Genomic DNA, 18,505 nt, shown 5'->3' with positions numbered 1-18,505 from the left:
TCAATGCGCGTCCAAGTCCTCATTCGGTTTTGTGACTTTTGCGCTGGTTGGACCCGGGCTGCGCGTTGACTATCTTTCATTCTGACCGTCAACCAATTTGATACAGGAAGCATTGCGATCCAATGAATTCGCTGCAGAAAGAGATAGAGTCCTGTCGTATTTGCGCGGACAAATTTCGCGCGACGCATACTGCGCATGAGCCCCGCCCTGTGGTCTGGTTCCGGCCCGGCGCGCGATTGCTGATTGCTGGACAGGCGCCCGGAGCGCGAGTTCATGCATCAGGTCGTCCATTCACGGACCCGTCAGGCGACCGCCTGCGTGAATGGTTGGGAATTGACGAGACCGTGTTCTACGACCGTGCCCGCGTTGCGATCGTCCCAATGGCCTTTTGTTTTCCGGGGTATAATGAGCGCAAGGCTGACCTGCCCCCGCCGCCTATCTGCGGGAAGACATGGCATGGCCGGGTAATGGAGAATTTGGGCGAGGTGCCTCTGACCGTGCTGGTCGGGGGGCACGCGCACAAATACCACCTTGGCCTGCGCACTGCCGTTACTGAAACCGTTAGCAATTGGCGAGACCATGCGCCGCGCGTCTTCCCCTTGCCTCATCCATCCTGGCGGAATACGGCATGGCTGAAGAAAAACCCGTGGTTCGAAGCGGAACTGCTGCCGGTTCTGCGTGCGCGGGTGCAAGAGGTTCTGGATGTCTGAAACTACGGCTATTGATGCCGCACAGGCTGAAATGGAGGCCAACCCACAGGATGACGTGGCGCGCCTGCGGTTCTTTGAACGCCTCGCCGATAGCGAGCTGTTCCTGTTGTTGGCGGAAGAGGCACAGGGTGAAAACATAACGCCCGAGTTGTTCGATGTGGCCGATGGTCGCTTTGTCCTGGCCTTTGATCGCGAGGACCGGCTGTCCCGTTTTGCAGAACGTCCAGTGCCTTATGTTGCATTGTCGGGGCGGGTGCTATCCGCAATGCTGGCTGGGCAAGGCATCGGGCTGGGCCTGAACCTTGAGGTTGCACCGTCGTCGATGCTTATCCCGTCCGATGCACTGGCATGGCTCGCTACTACGTTGGAGCACGCCCCGGAAGAAGTGCAGCAACGCCTGGCCGAGTTCCTACCGCCTGTTGGCCTGCCAGATGAACTGTTGAAAGCGCTGGATGCGAAACTCGCCACAGCGGTTGGCCTGGCCGAAGCTGCCTTTCTGGTCGGAACCAAGACGGACGAGGGCGGCTCGGGCCACATGCTGGGTTTCGTCGGTGCAGTTGATGGCGCTCAATCAGCTTTGGCCAAAGCCGCGTCTGAGGCGTTGACCTTTTCCGGTATCGAAGCCGGAGCGATGGATGTGGGGTTCTTCGGCCCGCATGATCCTGCGACGGCCGTACTGGCGCGGGTTGGCCTGAAATTCGATCTGCCTCAGCCAGCGAAGCACAGTGTCGAGAGGGTCACGCCGGGCAGTGATCCGGACAAACCTCCGATCCTAAAGTAAGCCAGCCCAGCGACCCTCTGAGTCGCGGGGCCGCTCGAATTTATTCCGCGGCTTGTTCCAGCTTGTCCTGTGTGCGGGTTTCAAAGTCGATTGCATCGTGGCGTTCGTGCAGCTGTGTGTGCGGTTCGCCGAACGAACGGTTGACCATGCGGCCACGCTGAACGGCGGGACGTTCATCAATTTCCTTGGCCCAACGCACTACGTTTTTATAGGAGCCCGCGTCCAGGAACTCGGCTGCGCTGTAGAGGCGGCCTAGAACCAGTTGACCGTACCAGGGCCAGATTGCCATGTCGGCGATGGTATAATCATCACCCGTGATAAAGGTCTTACCTTCCAGTTGCCGATCCAGAACGTCCAATTGCCGTTTGGTTTCCATGGTGAAGCGGTTGATCGGATATTCCCACTTTTCAGGGGCATAGGCGTAGAAATGGCCAAACCCGCCGCCCAGATACGGCGCGCTGCCCATCTGCCAGAACACCCAGTTCATAACCTCGGTCCGTTCAGGCCCCGATTTTGGTAGGAAAGCGTCGAACTTTTCGGCCAGATGAAACAGGATCGACGCGCTTTCGAACACGCGCACAGGCTCATCCCCCGAACGATCCCACAGTGCCGGGATTTTCGAGTTCGGGTTGGCTTCGACAAAGCCCGAGCTGAACTGATCGCCCTCACCAATGTCGATCAGCCACGCATTGTATTCGGCCTCGTCGTGACCCAAGGCCAGCAGCTCTTCCAACATCACGGTGACTTTGACGCCATTAGGCGTGGCAAGAGAATAAAGCTGCAATGGGTGCTTCCCAACCGGCAGATCCTCGTCGTGGGTTGCTCCAGCAATGGGGCGGTTGATATTGGCAAAACGTCCGCCGCTTTCGCTGTCCCAAGTCCAGACCGTTGGGGGCGTGTATGAGGGTAGCTCGCTCATCTGTTATCTTTCTCAGCAAAGTTCGAGTGAATTGACCGTCCGCTTCAACAGGTAATGTTGCAATGCCCCGAGTCCAACCCCCGGATGTCGGGGCAGTTTTGTAACAATCGGGACCGAACCTCTCACGTTTCTGCATTCGCGGTCACAGCGGCGCGAGGTGGACTGCCCATTGGGGCGAAAATACCTATCCTCTCAGCAAGCGCCAAAACCAAGGACAAAAGGATTAACCACATGAAACGATTTGCCCTGACAATTGCGACTGCACTGACCCTTGCTGTGCCAGCATTTGCTGGTGATCAGTATGTAGACGGCACTGGGTATGCAGTCTCGGGTTATGACGTAGTTGCTTACCGCAGCCTGGATCAGGCACCGGTTGGCCAAGATCAGCCTGAAGCTGTACGCGGCAATTCCAGCATTACCGCAGACTATAACGGCGCCACTTGGGCGTTTTCGAGTGAAGAGAACCGCGACAAGTTCCTTGCGAACCCGGCCTATTACGCACCGGCCTATGACGGCCACTGCGCCTATGGTGTATCGCGGGGCGGCAAGGTTCCAGCAAATCCTAACCTATGGCGGATTGTCGATGATAAGCTGTACCTGAACATCACTGATGTTGTTGTCGGATTTTTTGAAGAAGATATCCCTGGCAACATCAATCTGGCCGAGGGCAACTGGCCGGGGATCGAAGGTGATGACGCATCGACCAGCGTTATTCCGAAATTCACTTCGGAAGGCCCGGTTTCAAACTAAACCACCACTCACCAATAACAAACCCGGCCATCACCAGGCCGGGTTTTTTTAACCTACCAGCCAGAAATCATCCCGCATCTGCTGGTCCGCCTCAAATTTGATACGGACACTTTTGGCTCCGGGGAATTTACGCGCTGTAATGTTTTCCGGCACCACGACCTCGCCACCGCCAGTTCCATTGGAGCGGAAATTCAGTACTTCGGTTTCCATTTGTCGAGCCGACGCCAGAAATGAGGTCGGAAGCGCCACCCGGTTGGCCCCTTCTTGTACGGGGGTAGAGACAAAATAGGTCAGGTTACGACCATAGAAGCCGACGGCTTCGGGAATATGGTCCGCGTCTGATGTGCTGTGCGTCTCAGATTGCGTATCACTGTTTTCCGCGTCATGTACCAGCGCTGTAATCAGAAGCTCGCGGCAGGCATCGATATCTGCGCTTTCCAGTTCAATCACACGTTTGCGCAGTTTTGGCCGCCGCGGGTGGCCGCTTGCTTTCCCTTTCACCGTCAATCCTTCACGGCGAAGAAAATCATACGCCTCTTTGGCGCGTGCAAAATTGGCGCAATCGCCGTTCGTGTGGTCAGGATGTGCATGAAATGCGGTATGGCGCCAGGCCTCGCGAATTTCGTCCGGCCCGGCATTTTGGTTCAACCCCAAAGCCCAAAACGCGTCAGCGCGCGCATTGATTTTCTCAACAGGCTCCATACCCAAATTAACTCGTAAACAAACACTACAACGTCAGTTTGTAAGGCCGCCTGAGTTTGTCAAACTTTGGTGAAATTTGCCGATTGCTGATGAACAATAGCGAGGTGGGTGAGGTATTGTTGAAAGCTTTCTTGCGTTTGCTCTGTGGTCATCAAAGAAAAGCCCGGAGCCTGAGCAGGGTCCGGGCAAAAATGAATCATGATGTATGACAGATCAGGCGACGTTCTGCAGGGACGCTTTTGGTGTAATGCCCAGAGCAAAACACACATCCCGCGTCAGTTCAGGCCGGTTCAGTGTGTAAAAGTGCAATTTGTCCACGCCGCCGTCGATCAGGTCCGAGCACAGCTCAGTGCAAAGCGCGGTTGCGAGCAGATCCTCACGATCATCGCGAATCGCCTTTTCAAAGGCATTCTCGACCCACGCCGGAATGTGAGTGCCACAGCGACGGGCGAAGTTACGCGCGCCCTTCCAGTTCTCGATCGGCAGAATGCCCGGAACGATTGGCTTGTCGATCCCGGCCTTTTCGCAGGCGTCACGGAACCGGAAATACGTGTCGGCTTCAAAGAAGAACTGAGTCAGGGCTTCGTCTGCGCCAGCATCCAACTTAGCCTTCAGCCAGTCGACATCTGCTGCGAGATCCTGCGCCTCGGGGTGCTTGTCAGGGTAGGCACCGACGCGGATGCTGAACATTTCGGTCTCAGTCAAAGCTTCGATCAGCTCAATAGAGTTGGCGAATCCCTCGGGGTGAGGCACGAACTTCTCTTGCCCCTTTGGGGGGTCGCCGCGCAGGGCAACAATGTCTTGGACACCGGCACGTGCAAACGTGTCAGCAATTTCCAAAGTCTCCTGGCGTGAGGCGTCCACGCAGGTCAGGTGCGCCGCCACAGGCAAACCCGACGATTTGTGCAGGGTCGACACCGCATCGCGGGTCAGTTCCCGCGTTGTGCCACCCGCACCGTAGGTGACTGAAACAAAACGTGGCTCCAGTGGGGCGAGCGTCTGCACCGTATCCCACAGGCGGAATGAGGCCTCGAGCGTTTGCGGCGGGAAAAACTCGAATGAGATTTCAGGTTTTGTCATGTCAGCCTCACAGGTCCAATCTGCGGCCCTTGTGCCAGTTTCCGCATTGTGAGACAAACTCATATTACTCAAGAACAACATGAGTCACACTGCAATGCACATCGAATTCCGGCACCTGCGTACGATCAAGGCCATCCATGAATGTGGCGGGCTGGCCCGCGCAGCGGATCAGTTGAACATCACCCAATCTGCGCTGAGCCATCAGATCAAAGGACTGGAGGATCAGGCCGGGGTTGAACTTTTTCTGCGCCGGTCTAAGCCGATGAAGCTGTCAGCAGCGGGGCTGCGCCTGCTTCGGCTGGCCGAACAGATTTTGCCACAAGTCGAGGCGACCCAACAGGAATTCTCCTCCCTGCGCGAAGGGCGCACGGGGCGGATGCATATCGCCATCGAATGCCACGCCTGTTTCGAGTGGCTGTTTCCGGTGCTGGAATCCTTCCGAAAATCCTGGGGAGATGTGGATGTTGATATCCGTCCGGGTCTGGCCTTTGACGCCTTGCCTGCATTGCAGAAGGAAGAGGTGGATTTGGTCGTTTCCTCTGACCCCGAAGACTTGCCCGGCGTCGAGTTTATCGAGCTGTTCGACTACAACGCTGTTTTTGTCGCGGCTTCATCGCACCCTCTGGCAAAGAAAGATTTCATCGAGGCCGAAGATTTTCGGGGCCAGACGTTGATTACTTACCCGGTAGAACGCACCCGGCTGGATGTGTTCAGCCAGTTGCTGATCCCGGCGCGGGTAGAACCCGCCGCAATTCGACAGGTTGAACTTACAGCGGTAATCCTGCTGCTGGTGGCGTCGAACCGGGGCGTATCTGTGTTGCCGGACTGGGTTGTGCGAGAGGTGAAGTACAATTCTGACTATGTCACCCGCCCGCTGACCAAGGAGGGGATCACCCGCAGTCTTTTTGCGGCAGTGCGAACCGAAGACCTTGAAAAACCCTTTGTGAAAGAATTGATCGAACTGGCCGGGACCGAGGCGCGGAAACTGCAGTCACAATAGGCGTAATTCGCGGGTCTGCTATGCGCATCATTCCTCTTGGCAAGGGCGCATTGCATCAGTATACGCGCGGTTTGACCGGACAGGAGCCTTTGGACAATGGTTGGCAGTGCAAACCTCAACATCATGATCAAGGCCGCGCGCAAGGCGGGGCGTTCTTTGGTCAAGGATTTTCGTGAAGTCGAGAACCTTCAGGTGTCGATGAAAGGCGCGGGTGACTTTGTCTCCAAGGCCGATATTGCCGCCGAGGCCATCCTGAAAGAGGAACTGCTGGGCGCGCGTCCGACCTATGGTTGGCTGGCCGAAGAGGGGGGCGCTGTTGACGGCGAAGACCCGACCCGCCGCTGGATCGTTGACCCGCTGGATGGCACAACCAATTTTCTGCACGGGCTACCACACTGGGCCGTTTCGATTGCTTTGGAACACAAGGGCAAGATCGTCGCCGGTGTGATTTATGACGCCGCCAAAGATGAGATGTTCTTTGCCGAAAAGGGCGAAGGTGCGTGGATGAATGACACGCGTATCCGCGTATCTGGCCGTCATCGCATGATCGAATCGATCTTTTCGACCGGATTGCCCTTTGGTGGGCGTTCCGACCTGCCCGCAACGCTGCAGGATCTGGCTCGTCTAATGCCTGTCTGCGCCGGGGTACGCCGCTGGGGCGCTGCAGCACTGGACATGGCTTATGTGGCCGCAGGTCGTTACGAAGGGTTCTGGGAACGCCGTTTGAACGCCTGGGATCTGGCCGCTGGGATCATCATCGTGAAAGAGGCCGGTGGTTTCGTTCAGCCGCTGAACCCCGAAGGCAACGTACTGGAAGATGGTGAGGTTGTTTGTTCCAATGAGCCGATCTTCGACCAGTTTGCCAAGGTGATCCGCGATTGATCATCCGCTATATTCCTTGAGTAAGCGCGCCCAAATCGGGGCGCGCTTTTTCGTTTTACCCGCGTGGGCCATCGATGTGGCGTACACTTCTTGTTTGCCCTTCGTGTTCGTACCCATGCAGACCAAATGTGCCTGGTTTGATCCAACCTTTTGTCACCAGCGGCTCAATCGCTGAGGTGATGGTAATGTTGATATCTGCCTGTGCGCCGGGGTTTCCGATTCTCGCTTGTCAGTTCGCTTTCATTCGGGCCGGTATTTGAACTGGGGGCGCTGGTTCTGAACGCAGCGCTAGAGATCACCCGGTTTAACGGTGGTCGTATACCTGAAAACCCATAGGGTAGCCTACTTTCGTGGAATCCGAGGGATTCGGGATTGCGAAAGCTTGTATTTATGTTCGGGGTGGGGCGGGTGACCGTGTGTACGGCTCCAATATGCCGACCCACCACGCAGGAGCCACAACGGCACACAAAGGATCAGGCCAACAAAGAATCCGCCCGTATGGGCCCAATAGGCCACGCCGCCTTCGTCGGGGTTGCTGGCAAGACTGCCCATAAATTGCATGCCCAGCCAGATGCCCAACATGACAAAAGCGGGGATGGTGAAAACCCGGAAATAGATGATCAGGATCAGCAAGACATCCACGCGTGCCTTCGGGAACAGCAATAGATAACCGCCCATTACTCCGGCGATTGCGCCAGATGCACCGATGGTCGGTACCACAGAATCTGGCGCGGTAACGACGTGGATCAGGCCCGCCCCGATACCGGCGAGCAGATAGAATAGCAGAAAGGGCAGGTGGCCCATCTCATCTTCAAGGTTGTCTCCGAAGATCCACAGGAACAGCATATTCCCCGCCAGATGCATCCAGCCACCGTGCAGAAACATCGAGGTTACGAGGGTTTCGAACGCGAAACCGTCGGCGATCCGGGCCGGAATGATTGCGTAGTCGAAATACAACTGGCTGATAAGCCTGTCGTTGCTCATGATCCCCACATAGCTGAGGAAAATCAGAATATTGGCCGCCATCAGCATATAGACGACAAAGGGGGTGCGCCCGGATGGGTTGTGGTCTCGGATCGGAAACATGCGGCGACGCTGGGCTTTTCCCAGCCCAGCGTCAAGGTCCGCTTACGCCGCACCTCCCAACAAGGCAGCATTGCCACCTGCGGCTGTGGTATCGACGCACACGTGACGCTCACCCAGTACGCGTGCCCGGTCGGGGTGGCCGGGGATCAGCGGCAGGATCGGGCCATCACGGCGGGCCAGATGGCGTTCAATCTCGCGCGCGGTGTCATCGTCTCCCCACCACATGACACCCGATATGTCGGCAACGTTTTCCAGCCGGTGCAGGTCGATCATACCGGTCGCCCGGATAGCGGTGCCGCCCAGAGCCTCGACGGCTTCGGCCTGCGCCTTGGCTGTGTCAGCCCCCGGTCCCATACACAGCAGCGGCGGGCGGGAAAACTCGCTTAGACGGTTGGATTCGCCAGTCGGGCCGGGCAGGGATTGCGTGCGGATGGCGGCAGGTTGGCCCTGCGGTGCGGGCAGGTCACCCATATTGCCTTCCCAAGCGTTTGTGCTGATCTGACGATCCGGGACGCAGAAGCGGGCCATGTAGTTTGGTCCACCAGCCTTGGGGCCAGTGCCGGACAGACCTTCGCCGCCAAAGGGCTGAGAGCCCACGATGGCGCCAATCTGGTTGCGGTTGACATAGATATTGCCCGCGTGAACGGCCTCGGTAATGTGTTGCACGCGGTCGTCAATGCGGGTGTGCAGGCCAAAGGTCAGCCCGTACCCGGTGGCGTTGATATCGGCGATGATCTGATCAATCTGCGAGGCTTTGAACCGGGCGACATGCAGAACCGGACCAAAGATTTCGCGTTCGAGAGCAGCAATGCCGGATATTTCGATCAAGGTTGGGGCAATGAAGATGCCCTCGGGTGGGGTTGCTAGCTCTTTTAGTACCCTTCCCTCGGTGCGCGCCTTTGCGATGTGATCCGCGATACCTTGCTGTGCATCCTGATCAATCACCGGGCCGCAATCAGTTGACAGCAGCCACGGGTCATCTACCTGCAACGCCTGCATCGCGCCCATCAGCATGGTCAGCAGGTCATCGGCAATATCCTCTTGCACATAGAGGCAGCGCAGGGCTGAGCATCGTTGCCCCGCAGACTGAAACGCGCTTTCGATGATGGATTGCACGGCCTGTTCGGGCAGAGCAGTGCTGTCCACGATCATTGCATTCAGCCCGCCGGTCTCCGCGATCAGAGGCGTACCCGGCCGCAGGTTGTCCGCCATTGCCGCGCGAATCTTCAGCGCGGTGGCGGTCGAGCCGGTGAAGGCCACCCCCGACACACGCGGGTCCGAGGTCAACGCGGCTCCGACGGTTGGGCCGCCCGGCAACAGTTGCAGCACGTCGCGTGGAACGCCGGCCTCGTGCAGCAATTGCACAGCGCGATGCGCGATCAGCGGAGTTTGCGGCGCGGGTTTGGCCAGAACGGCATTACCAGTGGCCAATGCGGCCGAAATCTGGCCAGTGAAGATCGCCAGCGGGAAATTCCATGGGCTGATACAGGTGAAAGTGCCCGCTGGTTCAGCGCCAGGGATGTTAGCCGCGTAGTAACGCAGAAAGTCTACCGCCTCGCGTAGTTCGGCCACGGCGTCTGGTACGGATTTCCCCGCTTCACGGGCCAGAAGGGCGAATAGCTCACCATAATGAGTTTCGTACAGATCGGCGGCTTTGTTCAGAACTTGTGTGCGCTCTGCGGCTGGGGCTTGCCAAGGCGATGTCGAGGCAAGGGCCAGTTCAACATCGCGCGCGCTGGCCGGAGCGACCGCGCCGGGGTGGTCCTGCGGTTTCGCCGGGTTGATGACGGGCTGGTCCGCTTCCGGTTGTGCGTCCTCGGACAAGAGCGGCTGCGCATACCAATGATGCGCCCGAAATGCGTCACGGGCAGCGTCGATCCGGTCAAGCGTCGGCGTGTGCTGCAGGTCGAACCCTTTAGAGTTGGGCCGTTCCGGTTGAAACAACTCAGGACCAGTAGGCAGGTGCGGCTTGGGTGCTTGGATGGCGTTGAACGGGTCCGAGGCAACTTCTGCCGGCGGCACGTTCTCATCCACGATCTGGTTCACGAAAGACGAGTTCGCGCCGTTTTCCAGCAGACGTCGGACCAGATAGGCCAGAAGGTCCCGGTGCGCGCCGACTGGTGCATAGATTCGGCAGCGCGAGTAGCTTTGGTCCTTTACAATCTGGTGCAGTGTTTCACCCATGCCGTGAAGGCGTTGAAACTCAAAGGGTTGCGTGTCCGCCATGTGCAGGATCGCGCTGACTGTATGGGCATTGTGGGTGGCGAACTGCGGATAGATCCGATCGGTCATGTTCAGCAGTTTGCGCGCATTGGCGACATAGGAGATATCGGTCGCTTCTTTGCGGGTAAACACCGGGAAGCCATCAACGCCTTCAACCTGCGCGCGCTTGATTTCGGTATCCCAATAGGCGCCTTTTACCAGCCGGACCATCAGCTTGCGGTCATGACGTTCGGCCATCCTATAAAGCGTATCCAGCACTGCTCCCGCGCGTGGGCCATAAGCTTGGACGACTATCCCGAAGCCATCCCACCCGGTCAGAGCAGGCTCGGCCATCACCTCTTCGATCACCTGCAAGGACAAGGAAAGACGGTCGGCTTCTTCGGCATCTACGTTAAGCCCCATCCCGGCGGCTTTGGCCAGAAGGCACAGCGCGCGCAGGCGGGGAACAAGTTCGTCCATCACGCGATGTTCCTGCGCCAGCTCATATCGGGGATGCAGGGCTGACAGCTTTACCGATATCCCCGGATTGGCGCGGATATCATCATGCTTGCAGGCGTCGGCAATGGCGGCAATCGCCCGGGAATAGGAAAGGTGGTACCGCGCTGCGTCTGCCTCGGTCCGCGCGGCTTCGCCCAGCATATCGTAGGAATAGGTGTAGCCCTTGGCCTCCATCCCGGCGGCGCGATCCATGGCGGATTGGATCGTTTCACCCAGAACGAACTGACGGCCCATTTCTTTCATCGCGCGGCCCACGGCGGTGCGGATTACGGGCTCACCCAGCCGTTTGATTGCACCGCGCAAAGCGCTGACCGGAGAGGTCTTGCCTTCGTCCAGAACTTTACCCGTGAGCATCAGCGCCCAAGTCGATGCATTTACCAGAGAGGACGAGGACTGCCCAAGGTGTTTGCCCCAGTCAGACGGTGCGATCTTGTCTTCGATCAGTGCGTCGATCGTTTCGGCGTCAGGAACACGCAACAGCGCTTCGGCAAGACACATCAGCGCGACGCCTTCGTCGGTCGACAGACCATATTCGGCGAGGAAAACCTCCATCATACCGGGCGAGGTGCTGGATCGAATGTCGCGCACCAACTGTGCCGCCGCGGCGCAGATCGCAGAGCGGTCCGTGTCGGACAGATCGGCTTGTGCGATTAGCTGATCCAGAACTTCAGTTTGATCGGCATAAGTCTGACCATCAATATGGGTGCGCAGGCTGTGTGTCATGTTTCCTCCGGGCTTTTGAGTAATATAGTGCCGATTTATCAGGACAATCGCCTTAAGTTGCGGTATTCGAAGTTCAGTGATCTGAATTTCAGGGGTTTTTCGATGCAAGTGAACCGGCTTGATCTGGATCGGTTTGACCGATCAATCCTGGCGATTCTGGCTGAAGATGGGCGCATTTCGGTTGCCGATCTTGCGCGGCGTATCGGGTTGTCGAAATCCCCAACACAGGCGCGTGTGAAAAGGCTTGAGGCCGAGGGGATCATTACCGGGTATCGCGCTCTGCTGGACCCTATCCGCCTTGGGTTGGACCATGTGGCCTTTGTCGAAGTGCGCCTGACCGACACGCGCGAGAAGGCTTTGGCCGAGTTCAATGCAGCGGTGCGTAAAGTGGCCGAGATCGAGCAGGCGCATATGATCGCATCGAATTTTGACTACCTGCTGAAAATCCGCACCGGCTCAATGTCGGAATATCGGGCAGTTTTGGCCGAGAAAATCTCATCTCTGCCGCATGTTGCCAATACGTCGACCTTCGTTGCGATGCAGGCCGTGAAAGAGACAGGGGTATCCGGGGCCATCGACGGGATGGGTTGACGAACGGAATATCGACGTCACCATTGGCGCATGAAACAAATCGCTTTTGCTTTCATCCTGCTCGTTGCGTCAACGGCAGCGAACGGCGGTGAATGCCCCGCCGCACCTGACCACAGTGCCGATGTCCTTGACGTCATATCCCAAATCCAGCAGGCCGAGTCTGAACAGGCTGCCCGCGTTCTGTCGAGCCGATTGTGGGAGTATTGGGCTGACGCGCCTGATGAAAGCGCGCAGGAAGTGCTGGATCGGGGAATGACGCGCCTCAGAGCTGCGGACCTGTTGGGTGCGATCGAGGATTTCGACAGCCTGGTCGCCTATTGCCCTTTCTATGCCGAAGGGTACAACCAACGCGCCTTCGCGAATTATCTGCGGCAAGATTTCGAGGCGGCGTTGCCCGATCTGGACAAGGCCATCGAGCTGTCTCCGAACCATGTCGCTGCCATCAGCGGGCGCGCGTTGACCTTGCTGGGTTTGAATAGGATTGAAGAAGCGCGGGAAACACTGAACGCGGCTTTGGAACTGAACCCGTGGCTGTCAGAGCGACATCTACTGGCCCCGGGAGGGCCTTTGGAGCCGGCGGGTCAGGACATCTGAAAAAACGCCTCCGAAACCGCAAGGATCAGGGGCGTTTCTGATAGGTTTATCCAATCAGACCGTTATCTACACGCTTGATCGTGATCACCGAGGAACGAGGTGTGTCGCCATCGGGCCAGTTACCGCCCGGGTGCTGGATGCCGACAAACATGGTGCGCCGGTCTGTGGACCACGCCAGTCCAGTGACTTCGCAGCCGTTCGGGCCAGTCATGAACCGTGCGATTTCACCGGTGATCGGATCACCAACCAGCATCTGGTTATTTCCGTTGCCGGCGAAGTCATCCTCGTTGTCGTCATTTCCGTCTGTCTGAATCCAGACTAGTCCGGTCGAGTCGATGGCCATACCGTCGGGCGAGTTAAACAGGTTGCCCTCGTTCACATTTGCCGAACCGGCGCGGGCGTCCGAATGTACGATTGGGTTTCCAGCCATGACGTATAGATCCCAATCGAAGGTTTCAGCAGCGTGGTCGTCATCCGTTGGGCGCCAGCGCACGATTTGACCATACTTGTTGGCTTCACGCGGGTTGGGCCCGTTGACTGACGTGTCGTCGCCACCAGCATTCGCTTTGACGCCACGGTTTTTATTATTGGTGAGACAACAATAGGCCTCAACCGCGACCGGGCTCGACGCGACCCATTCGGGACGGTCCATAGTCGTGCCGCCCGCGGCCGTGGCGGCCATTCGGGTGAAGATCAGGATTTCCGCCGCATCCATGCCGGTGGTTTCCGGCGTCAGGGGCAGCCACTCACCGGTTGCGTCGTCGTTGAATTTGGCCACGTGGAGCGTACCGTCATTTAACAGCCTCACGGTGTCGATGCCCGGTGTGTAGGCTGCGTTGGAAACGAACTTGTAAAGGTACTCGCCGCGCTCATCGTCGCCCATGTAGACGACCACGCGGCCATCAGCGGCCAGAGTCACTTCGGCGTTTTCGTGTTTGAAACGGCCCAGGCCGGTGTGTTTGATCGGCGTGCTGTCCGGTTCGGTGGGGTCGATTTCTACAATCCAGCCTGCGCGGTGCGGTTCGTTGGGATTTTTCGAGGTGTCAAAGCGTGGGTCATACAGCTCGTAATGGTTCCGGCTTTCGGCCTTGATACCATAACGCTTCATGCCGTCTGCAACCTTTTGGTTGTAGCTGGCGTTTTCGTCCGAAGACCCAAAGTAGCCGTTGAAATTTTCTTCGCAGGTGAGGTAGGTGCCCCACGGAGTTTTGCCTGAACCACAATTGTTCATTGTGCCCAGCGATGTGGTGCCGGTTGGGTCAGCATCGGTTTTCAGCAGGTCATGACCCGCTGCGGGGCCAACGATCTTCATCGGGGTGTTATGGTGGATACGGCGGTTGAATGGGCTGTCTTTGACCACCAACCAACCCTCGGCGCTTTCCTTGATCTCCATGACGGTCACGCCCTGTATGTTCTGGATTTTCAGAACCTCGTCAGCATTGGCCGGAACACCTGCCTGCGCGGCAGGCAGGTTGACTTTGAGGTTCGAATTTTCATGGTTGATCGTAATCAGTTCGTGACCTCGGAATGAAAACGTTTCCATTCCATCGGTGTTTTCACCAAAGATCTTGTCCGAGTTTTCGACCGGGCCGCCGTTTGTAATGTCGTATCCGTCGGCTGCTGAGAACAACGGGTCGCCCCAACGCATAAGCACCTTCCACTCATACCCTTCGGGCACATGCACGGTGCGGTCAGTCTGCGCCGCGATCGGCGTGAAGGCAAAGCGCGAGGCGGTAACGGCATGCGCCGCGGTTGAACCCATCAGACCCGCACCCATTGCTGAAGCGCCCGAACCAAAGGCCACAGCGCCGCCAAGGAACCCACGGCGCGAGATGGCGCGTTCAACAACGCGGTCAAAGTCGTTGGTTTCGGGGCGGGGGAAATGCAACTCGTCCCAATCGTCGGCGGAAAGAGTGGCGGGTTCAGCGTCTTTCATGGATGACTCCTGGCTGTCGTGTCTGAGTTGATGAGCGGCCCTTAGGCATCCTTTGTGACAGTTTGGTAACGTGCACATGAAACTTATGGAATGACGCGCAGTAAAGGTTCAAAATACGAAATTGAGCGGGAAAGCGCTAAATTTCCCACTCTACCAAGGCGCGAGTTTCTCAGTTTTCGAGCTGGCTGCAGGTCTGCCCGTCAGCGCAATCTCTGACCGGCTGCGTCGAACCGATAGGCTTTGTCTGCGGCATAGGCGAACCGCAGTTCCTGACCTTCGGAAATCGCGTGTTGGCCAAACAGCCGGGCGGTGACTGCGTGGTCATGGACTTTGGCGATGACGTTTGTGTCTCCGCCCAGTTTTTCCACATGGCTGACCTGCGCGGTCAGTGGGCCATCATCGGATAGAAACAGATCTTCGGGGCGAATGCCAATGGTGTTCTGACCGCCATCGCTAAGCATTCCTTCGGGCAGGAAGTTCATTGACGGCGAACCCAGAAAACCGGCGACAAACTGGTTGGCGGGGTTGTTATACAGCTCCATCGGGCTGCCGATTTGTTCCACCCGCCCATCACGCAGAACAACGATCTTATCGGCCAGCGTCATCGCCTCGGTCTGGTCGTGGGTCACGTATATCATCGAGGCGTCCAATGCCCGGTGCAGATTGGCAATCTCAATCCGTGTGTTCATGCGCAGGGCTGCGTCGAGGTTCGAGAGCGGCTCATCAAACAGGAACAGTTTCGGTTCGCGCACGATGGCGCGACCGATGGCGACGCGCTGGCGTTGGCCACCAGACAGCTCGGACGGGTAGCGGTCCAGATAGTCCTCAAGGTTCAGCATTCGGCTGGCCTTTGCGACGCGCTCTTCGATCACCGCCTTGGGCTGTTTCTCTTGCTTAAGCGCCAGCGTCATGTTTCCGCGCACTTTCAGATGGGGATAGAGCGCATAGCTTTGGAACACCATCGCGATCCCGCGTTTGGAGGGCGGCACCAGATTGACCTGTTGACCACCGATATTGATCTCGCCCGAGGACGCATCCTCGAGCCCCGCGATCACGCGCAACAGGGTGGATTTACCGCAGCCCGAAGGGCCGACGAAGACGACAAATTCGCCTTCTTCCACCTCCAGCGTGATGTCTTTCAGGACATGCACGTTGCCAAAGGATTTGTTCACATTGGTCAGGGTCAGAGCGGTCATGATGTGGGCTCCTTTAGCGAAACGGGGTGGCCGGTGCGGATGCTTTCATCGGCGGCCAGACAAATGGCAAGGGATTGGACGGCGTCATTCATGTGACGCGTCAGGTCGATTTCTTCCGCGATGGCGCGCAGCATATAGGCTTGTTCGGCATCGCAGAGCTCCTGATGACCGGGCTCATCGGGCATCTCGATAGTGCGATCTCCGTTTGGCGTGTGGACCAGTAAGCCGCCAACCTTGGTGTGGCCGTCGATATCGGCTGATGCCCCCTTGTTGCCGTCGGTAATCGAAACCGAACCGTTGGGCGAGACGATATCTTTCACGAAGAACGCCGTCTCGGACATCATCGGGCCCCATCCGGCCTCGTACCAACCGACCGAACCATCGTCAAAGATCACCTGAAACTGACCGTAGTTATACATGTCCTCGGCGATCTCATCGGACAGGCGCAGGCCCATGCCGTGTACGCGGACCGGCTGCGCGTCGGTGATCTGGCACATCACGTCCACATAATGCACGCCGCAATCGACGATGGGCGAAGTTGTCTTCATCAGAGCCTTGTGCGTTTCCCATTCCGCACCCGATGATTGCTGGTTCAGGTTCAAACGAAACACATATGGCCCGCCCAGACTTCGCGCCTCGGCGATCAGTCGCATCCATGACGGGTGGTGGCGCAGGATGTAGCCAACGACCAGTTTGCGGTTTAGCCGAGTCGCAGTCTCAACAACACGCCGCGCGTCAGCAACATTGGTCGCCAGGGGCTTTTCCACGAACACATGCGCGCCAGCCTCCATCGCTGCGCGGGCATAGTCGGCGTGGCTGTCGGAATAGGTGGCAACCACGACCAGATCGGGTTTCGACTCGGCCAGAGCCGTATTGAAATCCGAATAGGTTGGATAGCCCGCAAGGTCAGGGTAATCCACTTGGCCAGATCGGTTCACAAGCCCGACGATCTGAACGTCTGGGTGATGGTGATGGGCCAGCGCATGGCTCAGCCCCATATTGCCAAGGCCTGCAATCAGAACACGGGTCATTTGACAGCTCCGGATGTGATGCCGCGGATCAGTTGGCGTGAGAAGATAACGTAGAGCACCAGCACCGGCAGGATCGCCATCGACAGGGCTGACAGGACTGCGTTCCAGTCTGTGACGAACTGGCCGATGAAGACTTGGCTGCCTAGTGTGAGCGTTTTGGTTTCTTCGGCTGGGGCAAGGATCAGCGGGAACCACAGGTCGTTCCAGATCGGGATCATGTTAAACACGGCCACGGTCGCCATCGCGGGCCGGACCAAAGGCAGCACCAGCCGGAAGAAGATCGTGTACTCCGACAACCCGTCGATGCGCCCTGCGTTTTTAAGATCGTCACTGACCTGTCGCATGAACTCGGACAGGATGAACACCGCCAAGGGCAAGCCTTGCGCCGTGTAGACCAGGATCAGCGCCCATAGTGTATTCACCAGCCCGGTTGCCACCATCATTTCAAGGATCGCCACGGTGCCGATGCGAATCGGGATCATGATCCCCAACGCCAGATACAGACCCATCAGCAGGTTGCCCTTGAACTGGTATTCCGACAGCGCATAGGCCGCCATGGCACCGAACAGCAGAATGAAAAATAATGATGCCACGGTCACGATCATCGAGTTTTGAAAGTAGAGGAAAAAATCCCCCTGCTTCATTACCGTTTCATAGCCAATCATTGAAAAGCTGTCCGCGCTGGGCAGGGCGAGTGGTTCGCGAAAGATCGTCCGGCGGGTTTTGAAGCTGTTAATCAGGATCACAAAGACCGGGAAAAGGGCGATCAGAGTATACAGGATCAATGCGCCATGCATCGCTGCGGTGTTGAAAGGGTTTTGACGTGCTTTGTTCATCTCTGGACCCTCACAGTTGATACCGGCGCATCCGGGTTTGGATGCCGAATAGGTAGATACAGACACCAACAAGGATGATCGCGAACATGGCCCCGGCGATGGCCGATCCCATATGCGGGTCGCCCAGTTGCAGCTGGAAGCCAAAGAAGGTGCGGTACATGAAGGTGCCTAAGATATCGGTAGAGAAATCCGGCCCCGCCAGCGCGCCCTGTGCCGCATAGATTAGGTCAAAGGCGTTGAAATTGCCCACGAAGGTCAGGATCGAGATGATGCCGATCGACGGCAGGATCAACGGCAGCTTGATTTTCCAGAAAGCCGATGCGCCTGTGATGCCGTCGATCTCTCCGGCCTCAAGGATTTCTTCAGGGATGGTCAGAAGGGCGGCATAGATCAGCATCATAGGGATGCCAACGAACTGCCAGACAGAGATCAGCGCCAACGTGGTCAGGGCGTATTCTTCTTTCCCCAGCCAGGGTGCGAACAGGGATTTTAGACCGATGGCGTCCAGCATTGACGGAGCGATGCCCCAGATCGGGGACAGGATCAGCTTCCATGCAAAGCCGACGATCACGAAGCTGAGGATCGTGGGGATGAAAATCGCCGAGCGGTACAGCGCTGCAAACCGCAGTCGTGGATGGCTCAGCAGCGCTGCTAGCGCGATCCCGATGGGGTTCTGCACCAGCATGTGGATCAGGAAGAACCAGAAGTTATTGCCCAACGCATTCCAGAACTGCTCGGACCAGATCGGATCGAAAAACAGTGTCTCAAAGTTCTGCAAACCGACAAATACGCGGGTCTGGTCGATCTCTGTAAACAGCGCCAGACGCAGTGTGTTGAACAGAGGAAAGATCATCACCGCCGTGTAGACAAGTACGGCTGGTGCAAGAAACACGACGATATGCCAGCGGAAGCGGGGGCGGTTCATGGGACAGCTTTCAATAAGGTGTCGGGATTACCCGGGCGATCA

General features: G+C 57.5%; 17 protein-coding genes. 7 read left to right on the top strand and 10 right to left on the bottom strand.

Annotation, left to right across the window (positions count from 1 at the left end):
- The first annotated feature begins 122 nt into the window (after nucleotides 1-122).
- Both GOW93_RS09720 and GOW93_RS09715 read left to right on the top strand, forming a co-directional pair.
- Complete coding sequence (locus GOW93_RS09720; protein WP_170383546.1) at nucleotides 123-710, top strand: uracil-DNA glycosylase family protein; 588 nt, start codon at nucleotides 123-125, stop codon at nucleotides 708-710.
- Nucleotides 703-1,491 (top strand): SseB family protein, encoded by a 789-nt coding sequence (locus tag GOW93_RS09715; RefSeq protein WP_170383544.1) that lies wholly within the window; start codon nucleotides 703-705, stop codon nucleotides 1,489-1,491. Before GOW93_RS09720 ends, GOW93_RS09715 begins: the two co-directional genes overlap by 8 nt.
- Before the next feature lie 40 nt (nucleotides 1,492-1,531).
- On the opposite strand, the gene yghU is transcribed toward GOW93_RS09715, so the two are convergent.
- Nucleotides 1,532-2,410: a glutathione-dependent disulfide-bond oxidoreductase gene (yghU, locus tag GOW93_RS09710; RefSeq protein ID WP_170383542.1), complete on the bottom strand. Its 879-nt coding sequence runs from the start codon at nucleotides 2,408-2,410 to the stop codon at nucleotides 1,532-1,534.
- A 231-nt stretch (nucleotides 2,411-2,641) separates the two neighbouring features.
- Here yghU and GOW93_RS09705 point away from each other — a divergent pair, with 231 nt between their 5' ends.
- Nucleotides 2,642-3,160, top strand: a complete 519-nt coding sequence (locus GOW93_RS09705; protein WP_170383541.1) for a YHS domain-containing (seleno)protein — start codon at nucleotides 2,642-2,644, stop codon at nucleotides 3,158-3,160.
- Nucleotides 3,161-3,208: 48 nt separating this feature from the next.
- Here GOW93_RS09705 and GOW93_RS09700 read toward each other — a convergent pair whose 3' ends face one another.
- Complete coding sequence (locus GOW93_RS09700) at nucleotides 3,209-3,862, bottom strand: DnaJ domain-containing protein (protein WP_170383539.1); 654 nt, start codon at nucleotides 3,860-3,862, stop codon at nucleotides 3,209-3,211.
- A gap of 213 nt (nucleotides 3,863-4,075) precedes the next feature.
- Nucleotides 4,076-4,942 (bottom strand): methylenetetrahydrofolate reductase [NAD(P)H], encoded by an 867-nt coding sequence (gene metF, locus GOW93_RS09695; protein ID WP_170383537.1) that lies wholly within the window; start codon nucleotides 4,940-4,942, stop codon nucleotides 4,076-4,078.
- Between the two features lie 94 nt (nucleotides 4,943-5,036).
- On the opposite strand from metF, the gene GOW93_RS09690 reads away from it, so the two are divergent.
- Nucleotides 5,037-5,942, top strand: coding sequence for a LysR family transcriptional regulator (locus GOW93_RS09690; RefSeq protein ID WP_170383805.1), 906 nt, complete (start codon nucleotides 5,037-5,039; stop codon nucleotides 5,940-5,942).
- Between the two features lie 96 nt (nucleotides 5,943-6,038).
- Nucleotides 6,039-6,824 (top strand): inositol monophosphatase family protein, encoded by a 786-nt coding sequence (locus tag GOW93_RS09685; RefSeq protein ID WP_170383535.1) that lies wholly within the window; start codon nucleotides 6,039-6,041, stop codon nucleotides 6,822-6,824.
- A 342-nt stretch (nucleotides 6,825-7,166) separates the two neighbouring features.
- Here the strand turns inward: GOW93_RS09685 and GOW93_RS09680 are convergent, their stop codons facing one another.
- Nucleotides 7,167-7,910, bottom strand: a complete 744-nt coding sequence (locus GOW93_RS09680; RefSeq protein WP_170383533.1) for a rhomboid family intramembrane serine protease — start codon at nucleotides 7,908-7,910, stop codon at nucleotides 7,167-7,169.
- A 42-nt stretch (nucleotides 7,911-7,952) separates the two neighbouring features.
- Entirely contained in the window at nucleotides 7,953-11,354 is a 3,402-nt protein-coding gene (putA, locus tag GOW93_RS09675; protein ID WP_170383531.1) for a bifunctional proline dehydrogenase/L-glutamate gamma-semialdehyde dehydrogenase PutA, read from the bottom strand.
- A gap of 102 nt (nucleotides 11,355-11,456) precedes the next feature.
- On the opposite strand from putA, the gene GOW93_RS09670 reads away from it, so the two are divergent.
- Both GOW93_RS09670 and GOW93_RS09665 read left to right on the top strand, forming a co-directional pair.
- The gene (locus GOW93_RS09670; protein ID WP_170383529.1) at nucleotides 11,457-11,945 is read left to right on the top strand and encodes an Lrp/AsnC family transcriptional regulator; all 489 of its coding nucleotides are present in this window, start codon (nucleotides 11,457-11,459) and stop codon (nucleotides 11,943-11,945) included.
- 30 nt (nucleotides 11,946-11,975) lie between these two features.
- Nucleotides 11,976-12,539: a tetratricopeptide repeat protein gene (locus tag GOW93_RS09665; RefSeq protein ID WP_170383528.1), complete on the top strand. Its 564-nt coding sequence runs from the start codon at nucleotides 11,976-11,978 to the stop codon at nucleotides 12,537-12,539.
- A gap of 46 nt (nucleotides 12,540-12,585) precedes the next feature.
- Here GOW93_RS09665 and GOW93_RS09660 read toward each other — a convergent pair whose 3' ends face one another.
- From GOW93_RS09660 to GOW93_RS09640, 5 genes are all read right to left on the bottom strand, one after another.
- On the bottom strand, nucleotides 12,586-14,475 hold the full coding sequence (locus GOW93_RS09660; protein ID WP_170383526.1) for a PhoX family protein: 1,890 nt from the start codon (nucleotides 14,473-14,475) through the stop codon (nucleotides 12,586-12,588).
- A 200-nt stretch (nucleotides 14,476-14,675) separates the two neighbouring features.
- Complete coding sequence (locus GOW93_RS09655) at nucleotides 14,676-15,671, bottom strand: ABC transporter ATP-binding protein (RefSeq protein WP_170383524.1); 996 nt, start codon at nucleotides 15,669-15,671, stop codon at nucleotides 14,676-14,678.
- Nucleotides 15,668-16,702 carry a Gfo/Idh/MocA family protein gene (locus GOW93_RS09650; RefSeq protein WP_170383522.1) on the bottom strand — a complete coding sequence of 345 codons (1,035 nt, stop codon included), beginning with the start codon at nucleotides 16,700-16,702 and terminating at the stop codon, nucleotides 15,668-15,670. The genes GOW93_RS09655 and GOW93_RS09650 overlap by 4 nt, the downstream gene beginning before the upstream one ends.
- The gene (locus GOW93_RS09645) at nucleotides 16,699-17,538 is read right to left on the bottom strand and encodes a carbohydrate ABC transporter permease (RefSeq protein WP_170383520.1); all 840 of its coding nucleotides are present in this window, start codon (nucleotides 17,536-17,538) and stop codon (nucleotides 16,699-16,701) included. Before GOW93_RS09645 ends, GOW93_RS09650 begins: the two co-directional genes overlap by 4 nt.
- A 10-nt stretch (nucleotides 17,539-17,548) precedes the next feature.
- Entirely contained in the window at nucleotides 17,549-18,463 is a 915-nt protein-coding gene (locus GOW93_RS09640) for a carbohydrate ABC transporter permease (RefSeq protein ID WP_170383518.1), read from the bottom strand.
- Between the last annotated feature and the right edge of the window lie 42 nt (nucleotides 18,464-18,505).

The organism is Ruegeria atlantica, assembly GCF_013032455.1.
GTDB classification, from domain to species: Bacteria; Pseudomonadota; Alphaproteobacteria; order Rhodobacterales; family Rhodobacteraceae; genus Ruegeria; species Ruegeria atlantica_B.
The sequence above is the reverse complement of the archived record's forward strand: the minus strand, read 5'-3'. Positions and strand labels throughout refer to the sequence as shown.